Origin of the sequence: Curtobacterium sp. MCLR17_054 (genome assembly GCF_003234335.2) — a bacterium.
Lineage (GTDB): Bacteria > Actinomycetota > Actinomycetes > Actinomycetales > Microbacteriaceae > Curtobacterium > Curtobacterium flaccumfaciens.
In genome coordinates this window covers 1,647,189-1,671,775 of sequence record NZ_CP126263.1, presented here as the reverse complement: position 1 = coordinate 1,671,775, position 24,587 = coordinate 1,647,189, and the positions used below count along the sequence as shown (strand labels likewise).

Below are 24,587 nucleotides of genomic sequence, written 5' to 3'. Positions count from 1 at the left end.
CGTAGCCTGCTCCTCGTGATGACCATCCGCACCGGCACCGACCTCGCCGCGGTCGAGGACGTCATCGACGCCGTGACGGCGCACGGCGAGCGGTACCTGGACCGGGTGTTCACCCTGCGGGAACGCACCGACACCGGCGACGACCCGGAGCGCCTCGCTGCCCGGTTCGCCGGCAAGGAGGCCGTCGTGAAACTGCTCCGGCCGGCTCCGGACCAGGCGATCCCGCTGCGTGACGTCGCCGTCGTGCTCGACGCCGACGGTGCCCCCACGGTCGAGCTGTCCGGGGCGGCCGCGGCCCTGGCGGAGTCGATCGGGTGCGGCCCGATCGCGGTCTCGTTGGCACACGAACGGGGGCTCGCGGTGGCGACGGCGGTGGCCCTCTCGGAGCGCTGACCCGGCGCTCCGGACAGGGGTGCGGTTTCCCGCACCGGCACGGCGGTTTCCCGAGGGCCGTTCCTCTTTACGGTTGCAGTCATGGAACAGGACCCGAACCCCTCCAGCACCACCGCGACGATCGCCGACCCGGCCACCGACCGGGCCGTCCGTCGCGCTCTCGCCGAGCACGGCCGGCTGACGGTCGACGCGTGGGACGTCGCGTCGATCGCCGACCTCTACGCCCTCGGCCTGACCTCGCACGCCACCGTCAACGTGATGCTCGCGGTGGAGTCGGACCTCGACGTCGAGTTCCCCGACTCCGTGCTGAACCGATCCACCTTCGCGAGCGTCGAGTCGATCGTCGCCGCGGCGGAGCTCGCCGCGGAGCTCGCCTCGTGACCCTGGTCCTGCCGGCACCGTCGGTCGTCGACCGCTTCGCCGAGCGTGCGAGCGCGGTGGCCGAGGTCGCCGCACAGTTCGCCGACGAGGTCGACCGCGACGCCCGACCCCCGCGCGAGGCCATCGCCGCGATGCGGGAGTACGGCCTGCTCGCGGCAGCGGTGCCGACCGAGCACGGTGGCGAGGGTGCCTCCGTGGCGGAGCTCTCCGCGATCGCGACCGAACTCGGCCGGGCCTGCGCCGCGACCGGCATGGTGTTCGCGATGCACCAGGGCCAGGTCATGGCGCTCTGGCGGCACGGCGGCGACGGTGCCGGCGTGCTCGAGACGATCGAGGCCGTCCGGGGCGGGGCACTCGTCGCGTCGGCCACCACCGAGCGCGGCGTCGGCGGCGACGCGCGGCGGTCCACCTGCTCCATCGAGCCGACCGACGACGGCCGGATCCGCCTGCGCAAGGACGCGCCGGTGATCTCGTACGCCACCGAGGCCGACGCGGTGTTCGTCACCGCCCGCCGCGGCCCGGACGCCCCGGCGTCGGACCAGCGACTGCTCATCTGCCGCACCGACACGATGGTCCTGTCGCAGACGTCCACCTGGGACACCATGGGGCTCCGCGGCACGTGCAGCAACGGGTGGATCCTCGACACCGAGACGACGACCGACCGGGTGTTCCGCGACGACTACGCCGCGATCTCCGCCCAGACGGTCCTGCCGGTGTCGCACGTGCTCTGGGCCTCGGTCTGGCTCGGCATCGCGGTCTCGTCCGCCGAACGTGCCCGCAGCGCCGTCCGGAAGCAGGCCCGCGCCGCCGTCGGGACGACCCCGCCCGGTGCCCTCCGGCTCGCCGAGCTCCTGGTCGACCTGCAGGCCCTGGCCGACTCGGTGCGCCACGCCGCCGAACGGTTCGACGCCGCCGCCGACGACCCGGACGTGCTGGCCTCGAGCGCGTACGCCCTCGCCGCGAACGCCCTGAAGATCGGTGCGTCCGAGCGCGTCACCGACATCGTCACGAAGGCGCTGCGCATCGTCGGGATCGCGGGCTACGCCGCCTCGGGTCCGATGAGCATCGCCCGACACCTCCGAGACGCCCACGGGGCCGCCGTCATGGTGAGCAACGACCGTCTCCTCAAGAACGACGCCGACCTGGCCATCATGACGGGAGTGATCCTGTGACCATCACGGACACCACCACGCACACCACCGACACCACCACCGCGGACACCGCCGCCGCGCTCGACGCCGCTCGCGCCGCCCTCCGCGCCCGCCTGCTCACCGACGGCGTCCTCCTCGACCTCGGCACGCCCGGCCTCTACGGCCGCACCGGGGTCTTCGAGCGCGTGTACGCCGCGGTCGATGCCGCAGCGGTGCGCAGCCAGCAGCACCTCGGCGCCGAGGTCCTGCGCTTCCCGCCGGTCGAGCCGCTCGCGTCCTTCGAGCGCACCGACTACATCGCGTCGTTCCCGGACCTCGCCGCGTCGATCTCCGGGTTCACCGGCGACGACCGCACCCACCGCGCACTGCTCGCCGCCCGCGAGCGCGGTGAGCGCTGGGAGGGGTTCCTCGAGCCGGCCGACCTCATGCTCACCCCCGCGGTCTGCCACCCGGTCTACGGCCTGATCGGCGACACCGTGCCGCAGCAGGGCCGGTTCTTCGACGTCCTCGGCGACTCTTTCCGCCGGGAGCCCTCGCTCGACCCGATGCGCCTGCAGGCGTTCCACATGCACGAGTTCGTGCACGTCGGCACCCCCGCGTCCGCAGCGGCCCACCGCGACGGCAGCATCCCGGTGATGCGCGCGCTGCTCGAGTCGTTCGGGCTCGAGATCGACGTCGTCCCCGCCAACGACCCCTTCTTCGGCCGCGTCGGGCAGATGCTCGCCCGCAACCAGGTCGAGCAGGCGCTCAAGTTCGAGTTCGTGACGAAGGTCTACGGCCCCGACCACGACGCCACCGCGATCAGCTCCGCGAACCTGCACGAGGACCACTTCGGCACCTCGTTCGGCCTCCGCACCGAGGACGGAGAGGTCGCGCACAGCGCCTGCATCGCGTTCGGCCTGGAGCGCATCACCATCGCCCTGTTCGCCGCCCACGGCACGGACCTCGACGCCTGGCCGGCGTCCGCCCGCGCCGCCCTCGCCCTGTGACCACGCTGCACGGCTGGTCCGGATCGCCGGCGATCCGCGCAGCGGTCCAGCTCCCCGCCGCCGCGCGCGCCGGCGTCGTGATCTGCCCGCCGCTCGGGCAGGAGGGCGTCATCGCGTACCGCACGCTCCGTCTGCTGGCCGACCGCCTGGAGGCCCGTGGCATCGCCTCGGTGCGCTACGACCCGTCCGGACGTGGTGACGGCGCACCCGACACCGCGCCCGACGCGCAGGTCCGGTCCGCACGCCACGCTGCCGCCGTGCTCCGCACGACGGGGGTGCAGCACGTCGCCTTCGTCGGGCTGGCCTCGGCGGCCCTCGTCGCGGCGAACGCGGCCGCGGACACCGACGGCCTCGTCGTCTGGGACGCACCGGCCTCGGGGAAGGGGTGGCTCCGCCGGCAGCGCGCCCTCGCGACCATCACGATCGGCGCCGACCGCGTGGTCGACGGCGTCGAGAGCCTGATCGGGTTCGACGTCGAGCCGGACGAGGCCGCCGCACTCGCGGACCTCGCCTTCGCCCCGCGCACCGGGCCCACCGTCGCGCTCGTCCGTCCGGGTGCCCGGCCGCCGAAGCCGCTCGGTGGCGTCGAGGTGACCGAGGTCACCGGCAGCGCCGAGCTCCTCGACGGCACGAGCATCCACGCCCGCATCCCCGGAGCCGCCGTCGACACCGTCGTGGCCTGGCTCGACACCTGGGCACCTGAGACTGCGGTGCCCGTCCGCACCCCCGTCCTCGACGAGGTCCTCGACGTCGACGGCCGCGTGTCGGAGCGCATCGTCCACCTCGGCGTTCAGGGCCTGTTCGGGATCGAGACCGTCTCGTCCGCCCAGCACCACGACGCCCCCGTCGTCGTGCTCCACAGCGGCGGCGCCGAACACCGCGTGGGGGCCACCGACTACCAGGTCGAACTCGCCCGCGCCCTCGCCCGCGACGGCGCCCGGGTCGTCCGGGTCGACCGTCGTGCCACCGGCGAGAGCACCGGCGTGCACGAGGACGAGCGGAGCTTCCTGTTCGCGCAGGAGTGGGTGGAGGACCAGTCCGCCGTCGTCACCGCACTCGCCACCCCCTCGGACCGGCTCGTGCTCGTCGGCATGTGCGCCGGCGCCTGGGTCGCGGGCCGCGCCGTCGAGGAGGCCCCGCGCCTGGTCGTCGAGATCAGCCCGAACGACTACCGTCGCGTCCCGGCCGAGCCCGGCTCGTACGCCGACGGGGTCCGGGCCATCGACGCCCCGTCGCCCGCACGGATGTGGGTGCGTGAACGCTACAACCGCTTCGTGCCGAAGGCCGTCCGCGACCGGATCGCCCGTCGCGACCGGATGGGCGGGGTCGTCGGCCACGTCCGCCCGCTCGTCGAGCACGGCACCGACGTCGTCGTGATCGTCGCTCCCGAGGACGCCGCCCTGTTCGACCGACTCGGTGGGCAGAAGGCCGTCCGGCGCTGGCCCGGCGACGACCGCCGCGGATCGGTGTCCGTCGTCCGCGTCGAGGACGGCGACCACTCGCTGTTCTCCCCGACGATGCGCGAGGCCGTCGTCGCCGAGGTGCGCTCCCGCGTCGCGGCGACGTTCCCCGTCCACACCTGACGCGCCCGCCCAGGCGGACGGTCCGTGCGGGTGCATGTTCCGACGATCCACGTGTCGAACGACTCGTGGGGTGTCGCCCGATGCACGCGCATCCGATGCGGGCGCATGTTCCGACGATCCACGTGTCGAACGACTCGTGGGGTGTCGCCCGATGCACGCGCATCCACTTCGGGTCAGACGAGGGCGAGTGTCCTGGCGACGGCGTCGGGACGCTCGACGTGGGCGAAGTGCCCGCAGTCGTCGAGCAGCACCGTCCGGACCTGCGGCACGAGCGCCCGCAGCGCCTCGAGGTCCGAGACGCGGGCGAACACGTCGTCGCGCCCGGCGATCGCCGTCACCGGGCAGGTGATCACGCGCCACCGGTCGACGTCGTACGCAGCCGCCGACCGTGCTGCCTCGGTGAACTGCTCCGGCCGGAGCTCCTCGACGAAGGCCTCGAGCACGCTCGGGTCCAGGCGTCGAACGTGTGTGAACACCGGCGCCGCGACGAGCGGCAACAGACCGATCCGCGCGATCCACCGGAGCAGCGGACGAGCGGCGCCACCGGTCACCGTGAGGCCCGCACGCAGCAGGGTGAACGCCGGCAGGGTGCCGAGCGCCCGCACCGGGTGCCGAGCCGCACCGGCGGTCGCGACCGTGGTGCCGGACACCAGGGCGAGCGACCGCACCCGCTCGGGCGCCACCACCGCCAGGTGCAACCCGACGAACGCTCCCATGGAGTGCCCGACCACGTCGACCGCGCCGAGGCCCAGCGCACCGAGGACCGCCGACACGGCACCTGTGACGGCGTCGAGCCCGAGCGGACCGTCGGGAGCCGGCGATGACCCCCAGCCGGGCAGGTCGACGAGCACCAGCCCGCGGTCCCCGATCCCGTCCGCGGCGCGCAGCAACGGCGTCCACGTCGACCAGGAGCCGGCGACGCCGTGCAGCAGCAGGAGTGGGTCCGGGCCGGCGCGGTGGTTCACCACGACGGGCCCGGTCGGGGCCTCCACGACCGTGCGGGTCAGCCCCCAGGCGCCGGGCGTGACGCGCACCGGGTACGGGGCGTACGCATCAGCGGTGACCCCGTGACCACGCGGGTCGGTGTCGATGGCGTGCACCGGGCCTCCTGTCCGACCGTCGACGCGGACGCGTCCGTCAGGAGGGATTCGGAACGCTAGCCGACGGGGACGGGTGCCGAACAGGCGGCGAGCCGGTCGAGGGCCGCCTTGTACTCGGCGACGTCGCGCTGCAGGCCGGGCTCGGTGATGATCGAGGCCTTGATGCGGCCCTGCACGTCGATGACGAAGGTCGCGCGGGTGGCGAAGCCCTTGTTCTCGAGGAACACGCCGTACTCCTTCGAGACCGCGCCGTGCGGCCAGAAGTCGGCGAGCAGCTCGAAGTCGTAGCCGTGCGTCTCGGCGAACGACCGGAGCGTCGCCTTCGAGTCGACCGAGATGCCGAGCAGCTCGATGCGCTGGTCCTGGAACATCGTGATGTTGTCCTGCAGGGTGCAGAGCTCGTTCGTGCACCCGGACGAGAACGCCAGCGGGAAGAAGACGAGTGCGACCGGGCGGTTGCCACGGAAGTCGCTGAGTCGGACGTGCTCACCGAACTGGTTCGGGAGCTCGAAGTCCGGCGCGAGTGAGCCGATCTCCAGTGCCATCGCTACGTGTGCTTCTTCCTCGGGCGTGGGGTGTGCCCGTCGGGTCCGTGCGCCGCGGATCGCGTGTGCACGATCGGCCATGCTACGCCGACGACACGCGAATGCAAGCACCCGTCCACCTGCACGTCACCATCAGCATCAGCGTCGGTCCTGGGGCCTAGAGTGGACGGGGCCCCAGCCGGTCGCGACCCGACCACCGGAGCCACCATGTCCACCACCACGAGAACGAACGAGGTCAAGGGTGACGGTGAACGACCAGGACCCGTACAGCGCCGGGGCGAACGACCAGGATCCGCAGGAGACCGCCGAATGGCGTGAGTCCCTCGACGGGCTGGTCCAGACCCACGGACACCAGCGCGGTCGCGAGATCATGCTGAGCCTGCTCAAGCGGTCCAAGGAACTGCACCTCGGTGTGCCGATGGTCCCGACGACGGACTACGTGAACACCATCGCGCCGGAGAACGAGCCGGAGTTCCCCGGCGACGAAGAGCTGGAGCGCCGGTACCGCCGCTGGATCCGCTGGAACGCGGCCATCACGGTGCACCGCGCACAGCGTCCCGGCATCGGGGTCGGCGGCCACATCTCGACGTACGCGTCGAGCGCCGCGATGTACGAGGTCGGTTACAACCACTTCTTCCGTGCGCAGGACCACCCCTCCGGTGGCGACCAGGTCTTCTTCCAGGGCCACGCCTCCCCCGGCATGTACGCCCGCGCGTACATGGAAGGTCGCCTCTCCGAGGACCAGCTCGACGGGTTCCGGCAGGAGAAGTCGCACGCCGGCGGCGGCCTGTCGTCGTACCCGCACCCGCGCCTCATGCCGCACTTCTGGCAGTTCCCGACCGTGTCGATGGGCATCGGCCCGATCAACGCGATCTACCAGGCGCAGCAGGCCAAGTACCTGTCGAACCGCGGCATCAAGGACGCCATGGACCAGCAGGTCTGGGCGTTCCTGGGCGACGGCGAGATGGACGAGGTCGAGTCCCGCGGGCAGCTCCAGGTCGCCGCGAACGACGGCCTCGACAACCTGAACTTCGTCATCAACTGCAACCTGCAGCGACTCGACGGTCCGGTCCGTGGCAACGGCAAGATCATCCAGGAGCTCGAGGCGTTCTTCCGCGGTGCGGGCTGGAACGTCATCAAGGTCGTCTGGGGCCGCGAGTGGGACGACCTGCTCGCCCGCGACACCGAGGGCGCGCTCCTCAACCTGATGAACCAGACGCCGGACGGCGACTACCAGACGTACAAGGCCGAGAACGGTGCGTACGTGCGCGAGAACTTCTTCGGGCGCGACCCGAAGGCGCTCGAGCTCGTCAAGGACTACACCGACGACCAGATCTGGAACCTCAAGCGCGGTGGCCACGACTACCGCAAGGTCTACGCCGCGTTCAAGGCCGCGACCGAGCACAAGGGCCAGCCGACCGTCATCCTGGCGAAGACGGTCAAGGGCTACGGCCTCGGCCCGAGCTTCGAGGGCCGCAACGCGACCCACCAGATGAAGAAGCTCACGCTCGACAACCTCAAGCAGTTCCGCGACGAGATGCGCATCCCGATCTCCGACGCGCAGCTCGAAGAGAACCCCTACACGCCGCCGTACTACCACCCGGGCAACGACGACGAGGCGATCCAGTACATGCACGAGCGTCGTCGCGCGCTCGGTGGCTACGTGCCGGAACGTCGCACGAAGTACACGCAGTTCACGCTGCCGGACGACTCGAAGTACCAGGTCGTCAAGAAGGGCTCCGGCAAGCAGGAGGTCGCCACCACCATGGCGTTCGCACGCCTGCTGAAGGACCTGCTGCGCTCGCCCGACTTCGGCGACCGCGTGGTCCCGATCATCCCGGACGAAGCACGCACGTTCGGCATGGACGCCTACTTCCCGTCGGCGAAGATCTACAACCCGAACGGCCAGCACTACACGTCGGTCGACCGCGAACTCCTCTTGGCCTACAAGGAGAGCCCGCAGGGCCAGATCATCCACGTCGGCATCAACGAGGCGGGCGCCCTCGCGGCCTTCACCGCGGTCGGTACCTCGTACTCGACGCAGGGCGAGCCGCTCATCCCGGTCTACGTCTTCTACTCGATGTTCGGGTTCCAGCGCACCGGCGACGCCATCTGGGCCGCCGGCGACCAGATGACCCGTGGCTTCATGATCGGCGCGACCGCCGGCCGCACCACGCTGACGGGCGAGGGCCTGCAGCACGCGGACGGTCACTCGCCGCTCCTCGCCACGACGAACCCGGCCGTCGTCTCGTACGACCCGGCGTACGGCTACGAGATCGGCCACATCGTCAAGGCCGGCCTCGACCGCATGTACGGCACGAACGAGGACGGCTCGCCGAAGCACGCCGACCCGAACGTCATGTACTACCTGACGGTCTACAACGAGCCGCTGGTGCAGCCGGCCGAACCCGAGGGCGTCGACGTCGAGGGCATCCTCAAGGGGATGTACCTGCTCAAGGCGAGCGAGCACGACGGTCCGAAGGCCCAGCTGCTCGCGTCCGGTGTCGCCGTGCCGTGGATCCTCGAGGCGCAGCAGCTCCTCGCCGAGGACTGGGGCGTGTCGGCCGACGTGTGGAGCGTCACGAGCTGGGGTGAGCTGTACCGCGACGGTGTGGCCGCCGAGCAGCAGGCGTTCCTCAACCCGAACGAGCCGGCCCGCACGCCGTTCGTCACCGAGCGCCTGCTCGGCACCGAGGGCCCGGTCGTCGCCGTGAGCGACTTCATGCACCTGGTGCAGGAGCAGATCCGCCCGTTCGTGCCGACCGACTACGCCACGCTCGGCGCCGACGGCTTCGGCTTCTCGGACACCCGTCCGGCCGCTCGCCGCTTCTTCCACATCGACGGCCCCTCGGTCGTCGTCCGGACGCTGCAGCAGCTCGCCCGCCAGGGCAAGGTCGACGGCGCGCTCGTCCAGCAGGCGATCGACAAGTACCGCCTGCACGACGTGACCGCCGGCACCACCGGCAGCGCGGGCGGCGAGAGCTGATCAACCCGTGACGACGGTCCGCCCGGACCACGAGAGCCAGGAGAGCGCGCGCGAGCGTGCGCTCTCCTGGCTCCGTCAGGTGTCCGGAGAACTCTCCACCGCCACGATCAAGCGGCTCGAGGACACGCTCCCCTGGTACAGCGAGATGCCCCCGGGGCGCCGCTCCGCCGTGGGCCTCGTCGCCCAGGCGGGCATCACCTCGTTCATCAGCTGGCTCGAGGGCACCGCGTCGACGCCGTGGATCGCCGCGGCCGACGTCTTCGGGTCCGCCCCGCGGGAGCTCCTGCGCTCGGTGAGCCTGCAGCAGACCCTGCAGCTCATCCGCGTCGTGGTGACCGTGGTCGAGGAACGCGCCGCCGACGACGAGATGCTGCAGGAGGCGATCCTCAAGTACTCCCGCGACATCGCGTTCGCCGCCGCCGACGTCTACGCTCGCGCGGCCGAGGCCCGCGGTCTGTGGGACGCCCGGCTCGAAGCGCTCGTGGTCGACTCGATCCTCTCCGGCGAGTACGACGACGAACTGCCCTCCCGCATCGCCGCCCTCGGGTGGCACGGCCACGGCGAGGTCGCGGTGCTCGTCGGCACCGCGCCGAAGCAGCTCGAGGTCGACCAGGTCCGGCGGACCGCACGGCACATGGACGCCGACGTGCTCGTCGGGGTCCAGGGGTCGCGGCTCGTCGTGGTGATCGGCCGCGCCACCCCGCGCGACGACGTTCCCGAGGGCGAGGAGCCCGCCTCCTTCACGACCATCGCGCAGGCCCTCGAACCACTGTTCGGCGAGGGGCACCTGGTGCTCGGCAACGAGGTCCCCGGGGTCGTCGACGCCTCGACCAGCGCGAAGGCCGCCCTCGCCGGGTTCGCCGTCGCGCGTGCCTGGCGCGGCGTGCCCCGCCCGGCCCTCGCCGACGACCTGCTGCCCGAACGGGCCCTGGCCGGCGACCCGCTCGCCCGGTCGGCCCTGGTGCAGCGCATCTACGTCCCGCTCAAGGACCAGTCCACCGAGCTCCTGCAGACGCTGTGGTGCTACCTGGACACCGGCCGGTCGCTCGAGGCCACGGCGCGCGAGCTCTTCGTGCACCCGAACACCGTGCGCTACCGCCTGCGCCGGGTCGCCGACATCATCGGGTGGGACGCCACGCACGCCCGGGACGCCCTGATCGTGCAGTCGGCGCTCATCCTCGGCGCGATGTCCGAGTCCGCGACCGGCCGTCGCCGCATCACGCCCCGACGCTAGAGCGCTCCGGACGGTAGAGCGCTCCGGACGGTAGAGAACCGACAATGTCTCGCGGGGATTCGTGTGGGAAGTCCACACGGGCCCCGCGGGACGAGAACGCGAGGATTGTCCGGTGATCGTCGTCGTCGCGCCCGGACAGGGCTCCCAGACCCCCGGCTTCCTCGCCCCCTGGCTCGAGGACGCCACCGTTCGTGAACGAGTCGGGCAGTGGTCGGAGTCGATCGGCGTCGACCTCGCCGAGCACGGCACGAACTCCGACGCGGACACCATCAAGGACACCGCGCTCGCACAGCCCCTCATCGTGGCCGCCGGCCTGGTGACCGCCGACGCACTGCTCGCCGAGGGCCGTCGTGCGCTGGTGGGCGGGGTCGCCGGACACTCGGTGGGCGAGTTCACCGCCGCCGCGGTCGCCGGGATCCTCGAGCCGACCGACGCCGTCGCCCTGGTCGCCGAGCGCGGCCGGGCCATGGCGGACGCCGCAGCGCTCGAGCCGACCTCGATGGCCGCCGTCCTCGGTGGCGACGCCGACGCGGTGGCCGCAGCCCTCGCCGAGCACGGCCTGGTGCCCGCGAACCACAACGGTGGCGGCCAGACCGTCGTCGCCGGTGCCGCAGACGCCATCGCGGCCCTCGCCGCCGACCCGCCCGCCAAGGCCCGGGTGATCCCGCTCGCCGTGGCCGGTGCGTTCCACACCCGGTACATGGCCCCCGCCGTCGAGCGGGTCGCCCCGGTCGCGGCCGCCGCCACCGTGCAGGACCCGACCCTGCCGATCTGGACCAACGCCGACGGCTCCCGCGTCGACGACGGGCGCCGCTTTGTCGACCTCATGGTCCAGCAGATCGCGAGCCCCGTGCACTGGGACGCGGTCATGGAGTCCTTCTCCGCCGCCGGCGTGACCGGCATCATCGAGCTCGCACCCGCCGGTGCCCTCGTCGGCCTGGCGAAGCGCGGCCTCCGCGGCACGCCGACCGTCGCCATCAAGACCCCCGACGACCTGCCTGCAGCGATCGACCTGCTGCAGCGCGCGGGCCAGGAAGCAGACGCAACCGCATGACCGACCCGACCACCCCGACGGACGCCCCCACGGGCCTCCCGACCGGATCCGCGCGCCCGCTGCTCCAGCAGCGCCGCGGCCACGAGTTCACCCGGATCCTGGCGTTCGGCGCCGCCCGCGGCGAGAACGTCGTGCCGAACGACGACCTCGTCGGCCCGATCGACTCGTCCGACGAGTGGATCCGCCAGCGCACCGGCATCATCACCCGCAAGCGCGCGGGCAAGGACGTCGAGGCCGTCGACCTCGCCGAGGCCGCCGCACGCGAGGCCATCGAGAAGGCCGGCATCGAGCCGTCCCAGATCGGCGTCGTGCTCGTGAGCACCGTCACGCACACCGTCGCGACCCCGTCGATGGCGTCGCTGCTCGCCGAGCGCATCGGCGCCACCCCGGCCGCCGCGTACGACATCAGTGCCGCCTGTGCCGGGTACGCCTACGGGATCGCCCAGGCCGACTCGTTCATCAAGTCCGGACTCGCCGACCACGTGCTGGTCGTCGGGGCCGAGAAGCTCAGCGACGTCGTCGACCCGACCGACCGCTCGATCTCGTTCCTGCTCGGGGACGGTGCCGGCGCCGCCGTGATCGGCCCGAGCGACTTCCCGGGCATCGCCCCCACCATCTGGGGTTCCGACGGCTCGAAGTGGGACGCCATCGGCATGACCGCGACCTACAACGAGTGGGAGGCCGGGGCCCCCCGTCCGACCATGCGCCAGGCCGGCCAGACGGTGTTCCGCTGGGCCGTCTGGGAGATGGTCAAGGTCGCCCGCCAGGCGCTCGAGACCGCCGGCGTCCGCCCCGAGGACCTCGCCGCGTTCGTGCCGCACCAGGCGAACATCCGCATCATCGACGAGTTCGCCAAGCAGCTCGGCCTGCCCGAGACGGTGACGATCGCCCGCGACATCACCACCACCGGCAACACCTCCGCCGCGAGCATCCCGCTCGCCACGCACCGCCTGCTCGAGGAGCACCCGGACCTGTCGGGCGGCCTCGCCCTGCAGATCGGCTTCGGCGCCGGACTCGTGTTCGGTGCCCAGGTGGTCGTCCTCCCCTGATCCCCGTCCGGTCGCGCAACCGCGCGCCCGGTCCCCATCCCGACGAGCCTCCGCGCACCCGGACCCCGCGTGCCCTAGGCTGGTCAACGGTCAAACGACACCCCCCTTCAAGGAGAACACTCATGGCCCTGTCCAACGAAGAAGTCCTCGCCGGCCTGGCCGAGCTGATCAACGACGAGACCGGTATCGCCACCGACACCGTCGCCGCCGACAAGTCCTTCACGGACGACCTCGACATCGACTCCATCTCGATGATGACCATCGTGGTCAACGCCGAGGAGAAGTTCGACGTGAAGATCCCGGACGAAGAGGTCAAGAACCTCAAGACCGTGGGCAACGCGGTCGACTACATCGTCAAGGCCCAGGCCTGACACGAGCTTCCTGAGCGCCGCGGCCCGCGGACCCCTGCGGGCCGTGGCGCTCATCTTGTTCACCCCAACGAAAGAGCACGTCGTCCCATGACCAAGAAGACCGTCGTCGTCACCGGGATCGGTGCGATCTCACCCCTCGCCGCGACCGCCCCGGACACCTGGGACGCGCTGCTCGCCGGCAAGTCCGGCATCACCCGTATCGAGGACCCCCGCTACGCCGAGCTCGAACTCCCCGTGGAGTTCGCCGGCCAGGCGCGCCGGTTCCTCACCGACCAGCTCACCCGCCCCGAGTCGAAGCGCCTCGACCCCTCGTCGCAGCTGTCGCTCGTCGCGGCGCGCGAGGCCTGGGCCGACGCCGGCATCGACGACGAGTCGGTCGTGCCCGAGCGCCTCATCGTCGACTGGGCGACCGGCATCGGCGGCGTGAACACGCTGCTCGACGCCTGGGACACCCTGCGCGAGAAGGGTCCGCGTCGCGTCCTGCCGATGACGGTCCCGATGCTCATGGCGAACGGCCCCGCCGCCGCCATCGAGATGGAGTTCGGCGCCCGTGGTGGTGCCCGCACCTACCTGTCCGCCTGCGCGTCCTCGACCGAGTCGCTGGCCGAGGCGTACCGGCACATCGCCGACGGCGACGCCGACATCGTCATCACCGGTGGCGCCGAGGCCGCGCTGCACCCGCTCCCGCTGGCCGCGTTCGCCGCCATGCAGGCCCTGTCGCGCCGGAACGACTCCCCCGAGACCGCGTCGCGTCCGTACGACGTGACGCGTGACGGCTTCGTGCTCGGTGACGGCGCTGCGGCGCTCATCCTCGAGTCGAAGGAGCACGCGGAAGCCCGCGGTGCGACGATCTACGCCGAGGTCGCCGGCTCCGGCATCACCTCGGACGCCTTCCACATCACCGCGCCGGACCCCGAGGGCAGCGCCGCCGCCCGTGCGGTCCTGCAGGCCCTCGAGCACGCCGACGCGAGCATCGAGGACGTCGTGCACGTCAACGCGCACGCCACCTCGACCCCCGTCGGGGACGTCGCCGAGTACCACGCGATGCGTCGGGTCTTCGGCGACCACCTGGACGACGTCGTGGTGTCCGCGACCAAGGCCTCGACGGGCCACCTGCTCGGTGGTGCCGGTGCGATCGAGGCGGTCTTCACCGTCCTCGCGCTGCACAACCGCGTCGCCCCGCCGACGATCAACCTGCACGACCAGGACCCGGAGATCGTCATGGACGTGGCCCGCGAGCCGCGCGCACTGCCCGAGGGTGACCTGCTCGCGGTCAGCAACTCGTTCGGCTTCGGCGGCCACAACGCCGTGGTCGCGTTCCGTAGCGTCTGATCCGTCCCACCCTGCCAGGAGGCCCGTCCCGCGTCGTCGGGGCGGGCTTCCGTCGTTCCGGTGGCCGGCTGGAGTCCCGGCAACACGCCGTCGTGTCGCTGAGGCGCCCCGGAAACGACGAGACGCCGCCGTATTCGGCGGCGTCTCGAGTCTTCGGCGGCGTCAGGACAGCACGCCGGCGTGTTGCGCACCCGACGTCGGCGTCCGGCGCACCCGAGACGCCGGCGTGTTGCGTGTCGGGTCAGCCGACGCGGTGCAGCCAGACGACCGGGTTGCCCTCGGCCGCGTGGCGGAAGGGCTCGAGCTCGTCGTCCCAGGCCTGCCCGAGGGCAAGCCGGAGCTCACGGTGCAGTTCGAGGGCGTTGCTGCCCGCGACCTCCATCGCGTAGCGCACCCGGTCCTCGGGGATGACCATGTTGCCCGTGACGTCGGTCTGCGCGTAGAACACCCCGAGGTCGGGCGTGTGCATCCAGCGGCCGCCGTCCGAGGCGCTCGTCGGCTCCTCGGTGACCTCGTACCGCAGGTGTTCCCACCCGCGCAGGGCCGACGCGATCGCGGCACCGGCGCCCACCGCACCGGTCCACGTGTACTCGGTCCGGCGCGCACCGTCCTGTGCGGGCTGGTCGAGCCACGAGAAGTTCACGGCGCGGTTCATTGCGCGACCTGCTGCCCATTCGACGTGCGGGCAGAGCGCGCGGGGTGAGGAGTGCACGTAGAGCACTCCTGTCGTCGTTCCGTTCACGGTTCCTCCGATACGTCAGGTGCGACTTCCCCATCGACCTGGTGCGGAGGATCCTGACCCGAGGGGCCACGGAACCATCGGTATGCGATTGTGATGTCCCGACGGGACACGCCCATTATGCAGCGCCGCGGCTGGGAACGGCAAGGAACCGACCCCGATCAGTGCAGGACGGCACCGTTGGCGTCGACCGGGTGTCGCTCCCCCGCCGTGATCGGCACCGGGACGCGGTTGTCCTCCGGTGGGATCGGGCACGCGTACTGGTACGAGAACGCGCACGGCGGCAGGACCAGCAGGTTCCAGTCGAGCTCGACCGTGGACTCGGCGCCGGGGTCGTCGAGGTACAGGAACCGACCCATCGAGTAGGTGCTGCCCGGGTCGTCCTCCGGCAGGGCGCTCGTGGCGTCCTGCACGATGAGCTGCAGCCGCGGGGCTCCGCGGTGGGCAGCCGACCGGACGGCGACGAACCGCACCGTGGCACTACCCACGACGGTCTCGACGTGCCCGGCGACCGGCAGGGCGTCGCCGGCGGCGTCGCGGACGCTGCCACGGGCCTCCAGGTCGTCTCCCACCAGCGGGACGTACGTGCCGGACGTCACCCAGTCTCCGGACCACGCGAAGCGGGCGATCTGCGCGAAGCGGGCGATCGCCTCGGACGACGGGTCCCAGACGCGCAGGGTGTCGCCGCTGACGGTGCCGGCGAAGCCGTCCGGCAGCGCGACGGTCGACGGCACGACGGCGGTGTCCCCGGCCACCAGGACCGTACCGTCGACCGGGACGCCGTCGACGACGACACCGTCGGAGGCCTCGGCCGTCACGGTGAGTCCGCCGACGGCCGGGGCCCACGTCCCGGGGACCGGCCAGACCGGCTGCGGGTGGTCGACGTGCTGGGCGTTCACCAGGGCGAGCGGCCCACGGGCACTGCGCGCCCAGCGGTCACGATCGTGGACGTGCTCGGCGAAGGCGGCGACGACCGCGTCGTCCGGTGCGCCGGTGCCGCTCGTCACGCCTGCTCCTGGCGGGGGTAGATGACCTTCTGCACGATGATGATGACCGACGCCGCGACGGGCAGCGCCACGAGTGCGCCGAGCACTCCGCCGATCGTGCCGCCCGCGACCGCCGCGATGACCACGAGCGCGCCGGGCACCTGGACCGCACGCGACATGATGCGCGGGGAGATCAGGTAGGCCTCGACCTGCATGTAGACGAGGTAGTAGATGGCGGCGGCGAGGGCGGTGGCCGGCGACGCGAAGAAGCAGAGCAGCGAGATGACGATCGCGGCGGCGAGCGTGCCGACGAGCGGGATGAGCGAACCGAGGAACGCGAACGACGCGAGCAGCACCGGCAGCGGCGCGCCGATGATGAGCAGGAAGAAGAAGCTCAGGATGCCGTTGATCAGTGCCTGCGAGACCTGCCCGACGACGTAGCGGCCGACAGCCTGCGTGATCTGCTCGCTCACGTCGATGAAGTTCTGGCGGCGCGACGCGGGCACGAATCGGTACGTCGCACGCTTCATGCCCCGCATCGACGCGAGGAAGTAGAGCATCAGGATGATGACGATGAGCGCCCCGGTGACCCCGGACAGGATGCCGCTGCCGACCGCCAGGATCCCGCCGCCGACGCTGAGCAGGTTGCCCGGCTTCTCGACGAACGACTGCAGCGACTGCAGGGCGTGGTCGATGTCGAACGACCCGGCGAACTGCTTCGACAGGTCCTGCACCCACTGCTGCTGCGAGATGTCCTGCACGATGTCGGGGAAGTTCTGGATCAGGTTGGACGCCTGCTCCACCAGGATCGGCACGACGGCGAACACGATGCCGGCGAAGGCCCCGAGCACCGCGACCACGACGATCGTGATGGCCGACCAGCGCGGGATGATGCGCTCCAGGAACGACACGAGCGGGTCGATGCCGAGCGCCAGGAACAGTGCGACCCCGATGTAGACCAGCACCGTGCTCAGCTCGTTGATGATCGCACCGGCGAGCAGCGCGACGAGCACCCCGATGGCGCCCATGAACCCGAGGCGGAAGGCGTTCACTCGCACGCCGGTACCGCCACGGGTCACCTCGAAAGTGACGTTCGGTGTCGGTGCGTGGTCGTCCTGCGACGTGTCGCGCTTCCTTGGCATGTGCACGTAGGGCGGGCGGGACTCGAACCCGCGGATCGTTCGGTTATGAGCCGACTGCCTTGACCAGCTTGGCTACCGCCCCTCGCCGGAGACCCTCAGGCCACCGGCTCACCACGATACAGCGACTCGAACGTCGACAGCGTGCGGTTGATGTCGTGTGCCTCGATCATCGTCAGACTGCGATCCCGCATCGCGACGTACTCCGACTCGGACGCGGTGAGCACCGTCGTGAGCTTCGCCGCCAGGTCGTCCACGTCGCCCGGGGTGAACAGGTACCCGTTGCCGTCGATCAGGTGCGGCAGCGCCATCGAGTCGGCGGCGACGACCGGCAGCCCCGAGGCCATCCCCTCGAGCGACGAGATGCTCTGCAGTTCCGCCGTGGACGGCATCGCGAACACCGTCGCGTTGGTCAGGGCCTCCTGCTTGCGCTCGTCGGAGACGAAGCCCAGGAACCGCACACGGTCCTCGAGCCCGAGCTCCTTCGCCAATGCGGTGAGCTTCGGGATCATCTCGCCGTCGCCGACGATGGTCAGCGTCGCGGACAGCTCGGCGGGCAGCAGCGCCACCGCGCGGACGAGCACGTCGAGGTTCTTCTCGGGGGCCACACGGCCCACGAAGACGATGTCGTTGTTGACCGGGCGTCCCTCGCGCGCCACGTACCGGGACGCGTCGATGCCGCACGAGATCGCGAGGACCTGCTGGCCGGCGATGGCCTTCCGCAGGTAGTCGGCGGCCAGGTTCGTCGGCGTCGTGATGGTGTCCGCCAGCCGGTAGGTCTTGGCGGCGTCGCTCCACGCGATCTTCAGCGCGAGGGGCAGCGTCCACTTGCCGAACGGCGTGTACTCGAGCAGGTTCTCCGGCATGAAGTGGTTCGTCGCGATGACCCGGATGCCGCGGTCGTTCGCCTCGTGCACGATGCCGCGGCCGATGACCACGTGCGACTGGATGTGCAGCACGTCGGGCTTGACGGCGTCGAGGATCGGTCCGGTCCACTTCCGGACGCTCCACGGCCACACGAAGCGCAGCCACGGGTGCAGCGGCCACTTGTACGACTTCAGGCGGTGCACGACGAGCGTGACGCCGTGGTGCTCCTCGTCGAAGGTGCCGTAGTGGCGGCTCGAGGCCGGGGCCACGACGTGCACCTCGTGCCCGCGCTCGGCCAGGCCGACGGCGAGCTGCTCGGCGAAGGTGGCGGCGCCGTTGACGTCGGGGGCGAAGGTGTCCGCTGCGATCAGCACGCGCAACGGTCGGTGACCGCCCGTCGCTTCCGTCGGTCCGGCGGTGGCGGTGGTGGCGTCTCCTGACACGGCTGAGTTCGTCCTCTCGTGGGCGATGGCTGGTCGGCAGTGACGCTATCGCACCAGGATCGACGGTCGCGTCAGCCGCGCGGATGAGGGCGGCGACCACCCGGGGTGCGCGGCGAGTGCACCGCCGCGTGCGCGCCGGTCGCCCGCGCCGGCCGGCGTCAGGCCCGGGTCTGCGGGTGGTGCTTGGCGAGCAGGAACACCCCGGTGATGGCGATGCCCGCGGCCACCACGAAGCCCGCGACCGCGAACCACGGCGCCCCCGAGGCCTCGCCGAGCACGATCACGCCGATGCCGACCGCGACGATCGGGTCGATCACCGTCAGCCCCGCGATCACGAGGTCCGCCGAACCGCTCGAGTACGCGTTCTGCACGAAGTACCCGCCGAGCGACGCCGCCACGACCACCCCGACGATGGCGAGCACGGTCAACCAGTCGAAGGTGCCGTTCACGAACCGGTTCAGCACCACCTTGGCCAGCGTCGCCACGAACCCGTAGAGCACCCCCGCCCCGACGATGTAGTAGAGCGCACTGCGGTGCTTGGCGACCAGGCGGAAGGACACCAGCACGAGCACCAGCACGACGGCCAGGATCACCAGCACGGTGACGAGCTGCTGACGGGTGATCGCGCTCTCGTGCCCGACGAACGCCGCGATCCCGACGAAGATGCCGACACCGATGATGCACGTCCACACGGCCCGCCGGGCACGGCGACCGAGTGGCACACCGGACGACCGCGACGAGAACCACGTCGTGATGACGAGGGCGACGGCACCCAGGGGCTGCACGACGATCAGGGGCGCGAACGTGATGCTGATGAGCTGCAGCACCACCGCGATGCCGAGCATGAGCGTGCCGAGCACCCAGTAGCCACTCGAGACGAGCCCGACGACGTGCCGGACGCTCAGCCCCTTCGACTGCCGACCGAGACGCGCCTCGACCCGCTGGACCCCGCGGCTCTGGAACTGCGCCCCGAGCGACAGGAACACCGCACCGATCAGCGCCACCGGGATCATCAGCGCCTGGAACGGCGTGAGGTTGCTCACGGCGTCGGGCAGCTGGAGGTCCGTCGTCACGCGTCGAGGCTACCGTCCCCCGCCGGATAACCTGGGTGAATGGCCGTTCTCCCGATCCGCATCACCGGCGAACCCGTCCTGCACGAGCGTGCAGCCGAGGTCACCGCGTTCGATGACGACCTCCGCACCCTCGTCGCCGACATGCTCGAGACCATGGACCTGGCACCGGGCGTCGGCCTGGCCGGACCGCAGGTGGGTGTCGGCAAGCGCCTGTTCGTGTACTCCTACACCGACGACGACGACGTCCTGCACCGGGGCGCCGCCGTGAACCCCGTCCTGTGGATCACGCCCCCGGTGCCCGAGTCCGTCGAGGAGCTCGACGAGGACGAGGAGTCCGAGGGCTGCCTGTCGATCCCGGGCGAGCGGTTCCCGCTCCGCCGCTCCGAGGGCGCCCTGCTGCGGGCCTTCGACGAGCACGGCACCCCGTTCGAGGTCGAGGCGCACGGCTGGCTGGCCCGGATCTTCCAGCACGAGTACGACCACCTGGACGGCTGGCTCTACGCCGACCGCCTGGTGCACGCGTACGGCAAGCAGGTTGCCAAGGCGATCCGCAAGAGCAGCTGGGGCGGCCCCGGCCAGTCCTGGTTGCCGGGTCGCGACCACCCCGAGGGCTGACGCCCGTCGGCGTCGGCACCCGGTGCCGTCCAGCCCGTCGCTGGTCCGGCGGGCGGCCTAGAGGCCCGGCTCAGCCCCGGTAGGCAGCCAATGCGTCCCGCAGGCGGTCGGTCTCCGGGTGCCCGGGGCAGTACCGCAGGAGCCCGGCGGCCACGTGCGCACCGCGCGCGTCGGCGACCGCCGACGTCCACGGCGCCGAGCCGCGGACCGCGCACGTGCTCGCGAGCTCGACGAGGGTCGCGTCGCCGCGCGCCGCCGCCACCGCGGCCTGCTGCTGGCTCGACGGCACCGACCCGGTCAGGCGCTTCGCCGAGCAGTCGGCCCGCTCGGCCTCCCACACCGCCGAGTAGGTGGTGTAGGTCTCGCTGTCCGATCCGTCGGCGGCGCAGACGAACGCGAAGACCACGGGCGACGCGCCCGAGCCCAGGCCGGTGTCCGAGCTCGTCGGGTCCTCGGACGCGTCGGTGTCCGGGCCGACACTGCTGCAGCCGGTGAGCACCGCCGTCACGGCGACGACGACGCCCAGGAGCGTGAGTCGAGGCGAACGGGAACGGTGCACCTGTGAACGCTAACAGCAAGCGCTGCGGACGACCCGTACGGCGGCTCCTGCGATGATGGTCCGGCATCGCCCTGTCCTGGAGGTCCTCATCCCCCGCCTGCACTCCCGCCCCGTCCGTGCGACGGCCCTCGTGGTCGTCGCCCTGGCTGCTGTGTTCGTCGCCTACTGGCACCTCGGCCGTCCGACCATCGTGAACGACGAGTTCGTGTACCTCCGCGCGAGCTGGGCCTACGTGCACGGGAACTTCTCGCTCAACCTCGAGCACCCGCCGCTCGCGAAGTACGTGTACGGCGTGGCGCAGCTCCTGGTGGGACAGGGGCCGCTCGGACCGAGGCTGGTGGCTGCGACCGCGATGCTCGGCACGGGTGTCGTCCTGTTCCTCTGGCTGCGACGCGAGGTCGGCTTCTGGACCGGCCTGACCGCGGCGGCGATGTGGTGGCTGACGCCGCGTGGCTCGGGCTCGTCCTGGGCGGAAGCCGGGTCGGTCATCGGTGTCCGCATCGACCGGTTCGCGATGCTCGAACCCCTCATGGTCTTCTTCGCCGTCGCCTCGCTCGCCGCGGCCTGGCGCTGGATGCGGACCGGCAACCGGTGGTGGGTGGCCGCATCGGGTGCGCTGCTCGCACTGTCCGTGACCTCGAAGGTGTCGACGGCAGTGCTCGTCCTCGCCGTGGGAGCACTCCCCCTGCTGTTCCGTCGGTGGCGCGACCTGGGGGTCGGTGCGCTGTACGGCGGCATCGCGTTCGTGGTCGTGTTCGTGGTCGTCTACCTGCCGGTCGGGCTCTTCGGGGCCATCGGGCAGATGCTCCGGTTCCAGGCGCAGCAGAACGCCCACGGGCACCCGACGACCATCCTCGGGACGATCTACCCGGCGGCACCGTGGTGGGCGAACTTCGCCTTCCTCGCCGACGGCACGGGCTGGTTGCTGCTCACCGTCCTGACCATCGGTGTGGTCGCCGCCCTCGTCGTCCGACCGGACCGCCTGGTCGCGTACCTCGGCATCGCCCTCGGTGTCTTCCTCGTCTTCTACGTCATCGTCGCCAACGTCTCGCTGCCGTACTACTACGACGCGTGGATGCCGTTCATCATCGCCTTGGCGGCGATCGGGTACGGGCGGCTGGCGACCGTCCGGCCGCCCGTCGGACGCATCACGGCCGCAGTGCTCGTCGCCGCGCTGCTCATCCCCGTCGCACGGCTGGGCGTCGCCGTCGTGCAGACCCGTCCGAGCGGGATCGCTCTGCTCTCGGATGCTCTGAAGGTCCGCGGACACGACTCCGAAGGCGTCCTCTTCAGCCAGTTCAGCGCAAACACCTGGCGCATCTACTTCGGGGACCGTGGCTCCATGCGCCCTGAGAACGGACCGTTCGACGCCGTCGTCGTCGGCTCGGACACCCGGCGGACCATGCCCGAGCAGGTCCGGACGTTCCTCGACGAACACGCTGCAGAACTCCAGCACTTCCGGCTCGACTACCTCGACGTCTACGTGCCCCGACAGGGCATCATCGAGGACAACAACCGGGACGGCACGCTCAGGGTCGAGCCCGACGCTCGCTGACCGCGATCGAGGTTCAGCTGTCCTGTCCGGCGACGACGACGTCCACCGGCGCCTCGAGACGACCGCCGTGTCGTGCGTCCGTGCGGATCTGGCACCGGACGGTCGTCGTGCCGACCGGCGCGGTGACCACACGGTCACTGCAGTTCGGAGAAGTCAGTCCGAGTGGCAGTTCCAGTCGGAGCACGACGCGGACTGCTGTGCCGTCGGTGCTCCGGACCGAGAGCGCTCCGGGTTCCAGTGCTGTGCCCCGGACGCTCATCTGCTCGATCCGAGCGCCCGACAGGTCGGCACCGGAGACGTCTGCACCGTCGATCCGGGCGGAGGAGAGATCAGCGTCCGCGAGCCGGGCTCCGCGCAGATCAGCACCGCGCAGATCGGCGGCGTGCAGATCAGCCTCCCGGAGGTCCGCGCCGCGCAGGTCGGTCGAGCGCAGGTCGGCTCCGAAGAACACGGTCTCGGAGAGGTCTGCGTCACGGAGGTCAGCACCACGCAGGTCTGCGAGCCGGAGGTCGGCCGTCGAGAGATCGACCGATGACAGGTCGGCTCCGGGGCACGCCGTCGCCGTGGCCGGCCCCGGCTCGGACACCACCGCACAACCGTCGACATCGTGACTCGTACCCCCGTCGTCGCCCGGCCTGAGGAAGGCTGCGACACCGATCACCACGACGAAGGCAGCTGAGGCGACTCCGACGCTCACCCCACGGGCGCGACGGGACGCGCTCACGACTCGACCCCGGTCAGCCATCTCGGCAGGACGTCGAGCCCCCAATCGGAGTACCACGCGGCGGAGTGTGCGTAGGGGAAGAACGCGCTCAGCGGGTTGTACAACACGAAGAGCGCGGCGAGCACCACGCCGACCACGGCCGTCGCGACGGAACGCGTTCGCGGTCGGAGACGTCGGAGCCACGTCCGGACACCGACCAGGACGACGACCACGGCCAACGGCATCGCTGGCAACAGGTAGCGACCGGAGAACGCGTACGACTCCCCCAAGTTGACCATCGTGGCGGCGTTGAAGCAGAGGACGGCGAACGTGTAGGTCGCCGCGACCGCGGCGCACCAGGTGAGCGCCGGATCGTGCAGGATCCGTCGGGCCTGCGTCAGCGCGATCCCGATGCCGACGACGGCGCTCGAGGCTCCGAACACGACGACCGACGGGTTCGGACGCCACGGGAACGAGGCGCCCCAGAAGAAGAACAGTGACTGGAAGTAGATCGTCACCCATGACCACAGGAAGGACAGCGGCGCGAATGCCGGCAGCGTTCCGTTCACCTCGGCCAGGTCGTGGGCGCGGGAAGCGGCGTAGTTCCGGCGGAAGATCGCGTAGTCCATGCAATCGGCACGACTGTGCAGGGCAGTACAGGCGGGGTTCACCGCGTGGAACTGCAACAGGTTCAGACCGAAGCGCTCGATCGCGAGAGCGGTCAGCACACCGCCGATCACGAGCAGCACGATCGACTGTCCGGGTCGCGCGCGGAGTCCCCCGACGGTTCGCTGCACCGGGTGCCGCAACCACGACCAGCCGGCGGCGCGGTACCGCAGCAGGATGGCGAAGAACCCTCCCGCGAGCACGAACGGCGCCTGCGAGTACTTCATCAGGAGGGCGAACAGCGCTGCGACGGCCATCCAGGCCAGCGTGCGCAGTCCCCCACCGCGGACGAAACGGACCGCGACGGCGGCGAACACGAAGAGCGCTGCCATGGCCGGGGCGTCGTAGCTCACCGACGCGGCCTGCCAGGTGAACCGCCCCGTGAACGCCGTCGCCACGATCGCGAGCAGCCCGATCGACGCGGGGACGCGAGCGTGCTGGAACAGCGACCGGAGCGCGATGAGCCCCGAAGCTGCCCACAGCACGTCCACGGCACGGAGAACGAAGACGACTTGCTCGTAGTCGAGCCCGATCGCGAGTGCTCCGCGCGCGGGGAACGACATCAGGTAGTGGTACAGGTACAGCGGCGACCGGACGAGCTCGCCCATCCAGAGCTGCGACGGGTCGACCTGCTGCAGGTAGGGGCCCGCGAGCACGGGGCGCTCGGCGTAGAGCAGGATGTTCCAGACGTGCCCTCGCTCGTCCGGGGCCGCGGCCACGTGGACGTGGAACCACCCGGCGAAGGCGAACCCCATGACGACGAAGACCGTCAGCACCACCACGAACGACGCTCGTGACGACAGTGCGACGTCCACCGCCTGCACGACGGACCGCCGCTCCGTTCGCTCCGAACGTCCGCGGCGGGACTCCCGAGTGTTCGTCATGACGGAACGATCGTACAGGGAGCACCGAACGCGCACGACGACAGCAACGCAAAAGATCCCCACCCCGAAGGGATGAGGACCTGTCGCTCCCCGAGTTGGACTCGAACCAACAACCTGCCGGTTAACAGCCGGCTGCTCTGCCAATTGAGCTATCGAGGATCACTGTCCGCTGGCGAATGACGTGCGAACA

General features: G+C 71.1%; 23 protein-coding genes and 2 tRNA genes. 13 read left to right on the top strand and 12 right to left on the bottom strand.

What is annotated here, in order from left to right:
- Nucleotides 1-18 precede the first annotated feature (18 nt).
- The 5 genes from DEJ08_RS07960 (at nt 19) to DEJ08_RS07940 (ending at nt 4,497) form a co-directional block, all read left to right on the top strand.
- Nucleotides 19-393, top strand: coding sequence for a holo-ACP synthase (locus DEJ08_RS07960; protein WP_181439057.1), 375 nt, complete (start codon nt 19-21; stop codon nt 391-393).
- Between the two features lie 81 nt (nt 394-474).
- Nucleotides 475-774 (top strand): acyl carrier protein, encoded by a 300-nt coding sequence (locus DEJ08_RS07955; protein ID WP_111055374.1) that lies wholly within the window; start codon nt 475-477, stop codon nt 772-774.
- Nucleotides 771-1,946, top strand: coding sequence for an acyl-CoA dehydrogenase family protein (locus tag DEJ08_RS07950; RefSeq protein ID WP_111055375.1), 1,176 nt, complete (start codon nt 771-773; stop codon nt 1,944-1,946). Before DEJ08_RS07955 ends, DEJ08_RS07950 begins: the two co-directional genes overlap by 4 nt.
- Nucleotides 1,943-2,914, top strand: a complete 972-nt coding sequence (locus DEJ08_RS07945; RefSeq protein ID WP_220035473.1) for an amino acid--[acyl-carrier-protein] ligase — start codon at nt 1,943-1,945, stop codon at nt 2,912-2,914. Before DEJ08_RS07950 ends, DEJ08_RS07945 begins: the two co-directional genes overlap by 4 nt.
- A complete protein-coding gene (locus DEJ08_RS07940; protein ID WP_111030254.1) occupies nt 2,911-4,497 on the top strand; it encodes an alpha/beta fold hydrolase in 1,587 nt (528 codons plus the stop codon). The genes DEJ08_RS07945 and DEJ08_RS07940 overlap by 4 nt, the downstream gene beginning before the upstream one ends.
- A gap of 173 nt (nt 4,498-4,670) precedes the next feature.
- Here the strand turns inward: DEJ08_RS07940 and DEJ08_RS07935 are convergent, their stop codons facing one another.
- Both DEJ08_RS07935 and DEJ08_RS07930 read right to left on the bottom strand, forming a co-directional pair.
- Nucleotides 4,671-5,597, bottom strand: coding sequence for an alpha/beta fold hydrolase (locus DEJ08_RS07935; protein WP_181439058.1), 927 nt, complete (start codon nt 5,595-5,597; stop codon nt 4,671-4,673).
- A gap of 56 nt (nt 5,598-5,653) precedes the next feature.
- The gene (locus tag DEJ08_RS07930; RefSeq protein ID WP_111055376.1) at nt 5,654-6,142 is read right to left on the bottom strand and encodes a peroxiredoxin; all 489 of its coding nucleotides are present in this window, start codon (nt 6,140-6,142) and stop codon (nt 5,654-5,656) included.
- 241 nt (nt 6,143-6,383) lie between these two features.
- Between DEJ08_RS07930 and aceE the strand changes: the two genes are divergently transcribed.
- The 6 genes from aceE to DEJ08_RS07900 all read left to right on the top strand — a co-directional run bounded on the left by aceE (nt 6,384) and on the right by DEJ08_RS07900 (nt 14,168).
- Nucleotides 6,384-9,128, top strand: coding sequence for a pyruvate dehydrogenase (acetyl-transferring), homodimeric type (gene aceE, locus DEJ08_RS07925; protein WP_071405343.1), 2,745 nt, complete (start codon nt 6,384-6,386; stop codon nt 9,126-9,128).
- A 7-nt stretch (nt 9,129-9,135) separates the two neighbouring features.
- Complete coding sequence (locus tag DEJ08_RS07920) at nt 9,136-10,362, top strand: PucR family transcriptional regulator (protein ID WP_111055377.1); 1,227 nt, start codon at nt 9,136-9,138, stop codon at nt 10,360-10,362.
- A gap of 112 nt (nt 10,363-10,474) precedes the next feature.
- On the top strand, nt 10,475-11,416 hold the full coding sequence (locus DEJ08_RS07915) for an ACP S-malonyltransferase (RefSeq protein WP_071405344.1): 942 nt from the start codon (nt 10,475-10,477) through the stop codon (nt 11,414-11,416).
- Nucleotides 11,413-12,465, top strand: a complete 1,053-nt coding sequence (locus DEJ08_RS07910) for a beta-ketoacyl-ACP synthase III (protein WP_071405345.1) — start codon at nt 11,413-11,415, stop codon at nt 12,463-12,465. Before DEJ08_RS07915 ends, DEJ08_RS07910 begins: the two co-directional genes overlap by 4 nt.
- Nucleotides 12,466-12,587: 122 nt before the next feature.
- Nucleotides 12,588-12,836 carry an acyl carrier protein gene (locus DEJ08_RS07905; protein WP_017886710.1) on the top strand — a complete coding sequence of 83 codons (249 nt, stop codon included), beginning with the start codon at nt 12,588-12,590 and terminating at the stop codon, nt 12,834-12,836.
- Between the two features lie 87 nt (nt 12,837-12,923).
- Nucleotides 12,924-14,168: a beta-ketoacyl-[acyl-carrier-protein] synthase family protein gene (locus tag DEJ08_RS07900; RefSeq protein ID WP_027465338.1), complete on the top strand. Its 1,245-nt coding sequence runs from the start codon at nt 12,924-12,926 to the stop codon at nt 14,166-14,168.
- 241 nt (nt 14,169-14,409) lie between these two features.
- Here the strand turns inward: DEJ08_RS07900 and DEJ08_RS07895 are convergent, their stop codons facing one another.
- From DEJ08_RS07895 to DEJ08_RS07870, 6 genes are all read right to left on the bottom strand, one after another.
- Complete coding sequence (locus DEJ08_RS07895; RefSeq protein WP_081827276.1) at nt 14,410-14,889, bottom strand: DUF3145 domain-containing protein; 480 nt, start codon at nt 14,887-14,889, stop codon at nt 14,410-14,412.
- 179 nt (nt 14,890-15,068) lie between these two features.
- Complete coding sequence (locus DEJ08_RS07890; protein ID WP_111055378.1) at nt 15,069-15,914, bottom strand: DUF1684 domain-containing protein; 846 nt, start codon at nt 15,912-15,914, stop codon at nt 15,069-15,071.
- Complete coding sequence (locus tag DEJ08_RS07885) at nt 15,911-16,945, bottom strand: AI-2E family transporter (RefSeq protein ID WP_309147174.1); 1,035 nt, start codon at nt 16,943-16,945, stop codon at nt 15,911-15,913. Before DEJ08_RS07885 ends, DEJ08_RS07890 begins: the two co-directional genes overlap by 4 nt.
- Before the next feature lie 97 nt (nt 16,946-17,042).
- Nucleotides 17,043-17,117, bottom strand: a tRNA-Ile gene (locus DEJ08_RS07880).
- 13 nt (nt 17,118-17,130) lie between these two features.
- The gene (locus DEJ08_RS07875; RefSeq protein WP_111046959.1) at nt 17,131-18,342 is read right to left on the bottom strand and encodes a glycosyltransferase; all 1,212 of its coding nucleotides are present in this window, start codon (nt 18,340-18,342) and stop codon (nt 17,131-17,133) included.
- A gap of 158 nt (nt 18,343-18,500) precedes the next feature.
- Nucleotides 18,501-19,415 carry a DMT family transporter gene (locus DEJ08_RS07870; RefSeq protein ID WP_171907811.1) on the bottom strand — a complete coding sequence of 305 codons (915 nt, stop codon included), beginning with the start codon at nt 19,413-19,415 and terminating at the stop codon, nt 18,501-18,503.
- Between the two features lie 39 nt (nt 19,416-19,454).
- Between DEJ08_RS07870 and def the strand changes: the two genes are divergently transcribed.
- Nucleotides 19,455-20,030 carry a peptide deformylase gene (gene def / locus DEJ08_RS07865; protein ID WP_111055379.1) on the top strand — a complete coding sequence of 192 codons (576 nt, stop codon included), beginning with the start codon at nt 19,455-19,457 and terminating at the stop codon, nt 20,028-20,030.
- A gap of 70 nt (nt 20,031-20,100) precedes the next feature.
- On the opposite strand, the gene DEJ08_RS07860 is transcribed toward def, so the two are convergent.
- Complete coding sequence (locus DEJ08_RS07860; RefSeq protein ID WP_071405350.1) at nt 20,101-20,589, bottom strand: hypothetical protein; 489 nt, start codon at nt 20,587-20,589, stop codon at nt 20,101-20,103.
- Between the two features lie 52 nt (nt 20,590-20,641).
- On the opposite strand from DEJ08_RS07860, the gene DEJ08_RS07855 reads away from it, so the two are divergent.
- The gene (locus tag DEJ08_RS07855) at nt 20,642-22,144 is read left to right on the top strand and encodes an ArnT family glycosyltransferase (protein WP_111055380.1); all 1,503 of its coding nucleotides are present in this window, start codon (nt 20,642-20,644) and stop codon (nt 22,142-22,144) included.
- A gap of 13 nt (nt 22,145-22,157) precedes the next feature.
- Here the strand turns inward: DEJ08_RS07855 and DEJ08_RS07850 are convergent, their stop codons facing one another.
- The 3 genes from DEJ08_RS07850 to DEJ08_RS07840 form a co-directional block, all read right to left on the bottom strand.
- On the bottom strand, nt 22,158-22,733 hold the full coding sequence (locus DEJ08_RS07850; RefSeq protein ID WP_244993470.1) for a pentapeptide repeat-containing protein: 576 nt from the start codon (nt 22,731-22,733) through the stop codon (nt 22,158-22,160).
- Between the two features lie 131 nt (nt 22,734-22,864).
- Entirely contained in the window at nt 22,865-24,397 is a 1,533-nt protein-coding gene (locus DEJ08_RS07845) for a hypothetical protein (protein WP_111055381.1), read from the bottom strand.
- Nucleotides 24,398-24,483: 86 nt separating this feature from the next.
- Nucleotides 24,484-24,556, bottom strand: a tRNA-Asn gene (locus DEJ08_RS07840).
- Between the last annotated feature and the right edge of the window lie 31 nt (nt 24,557-24,587).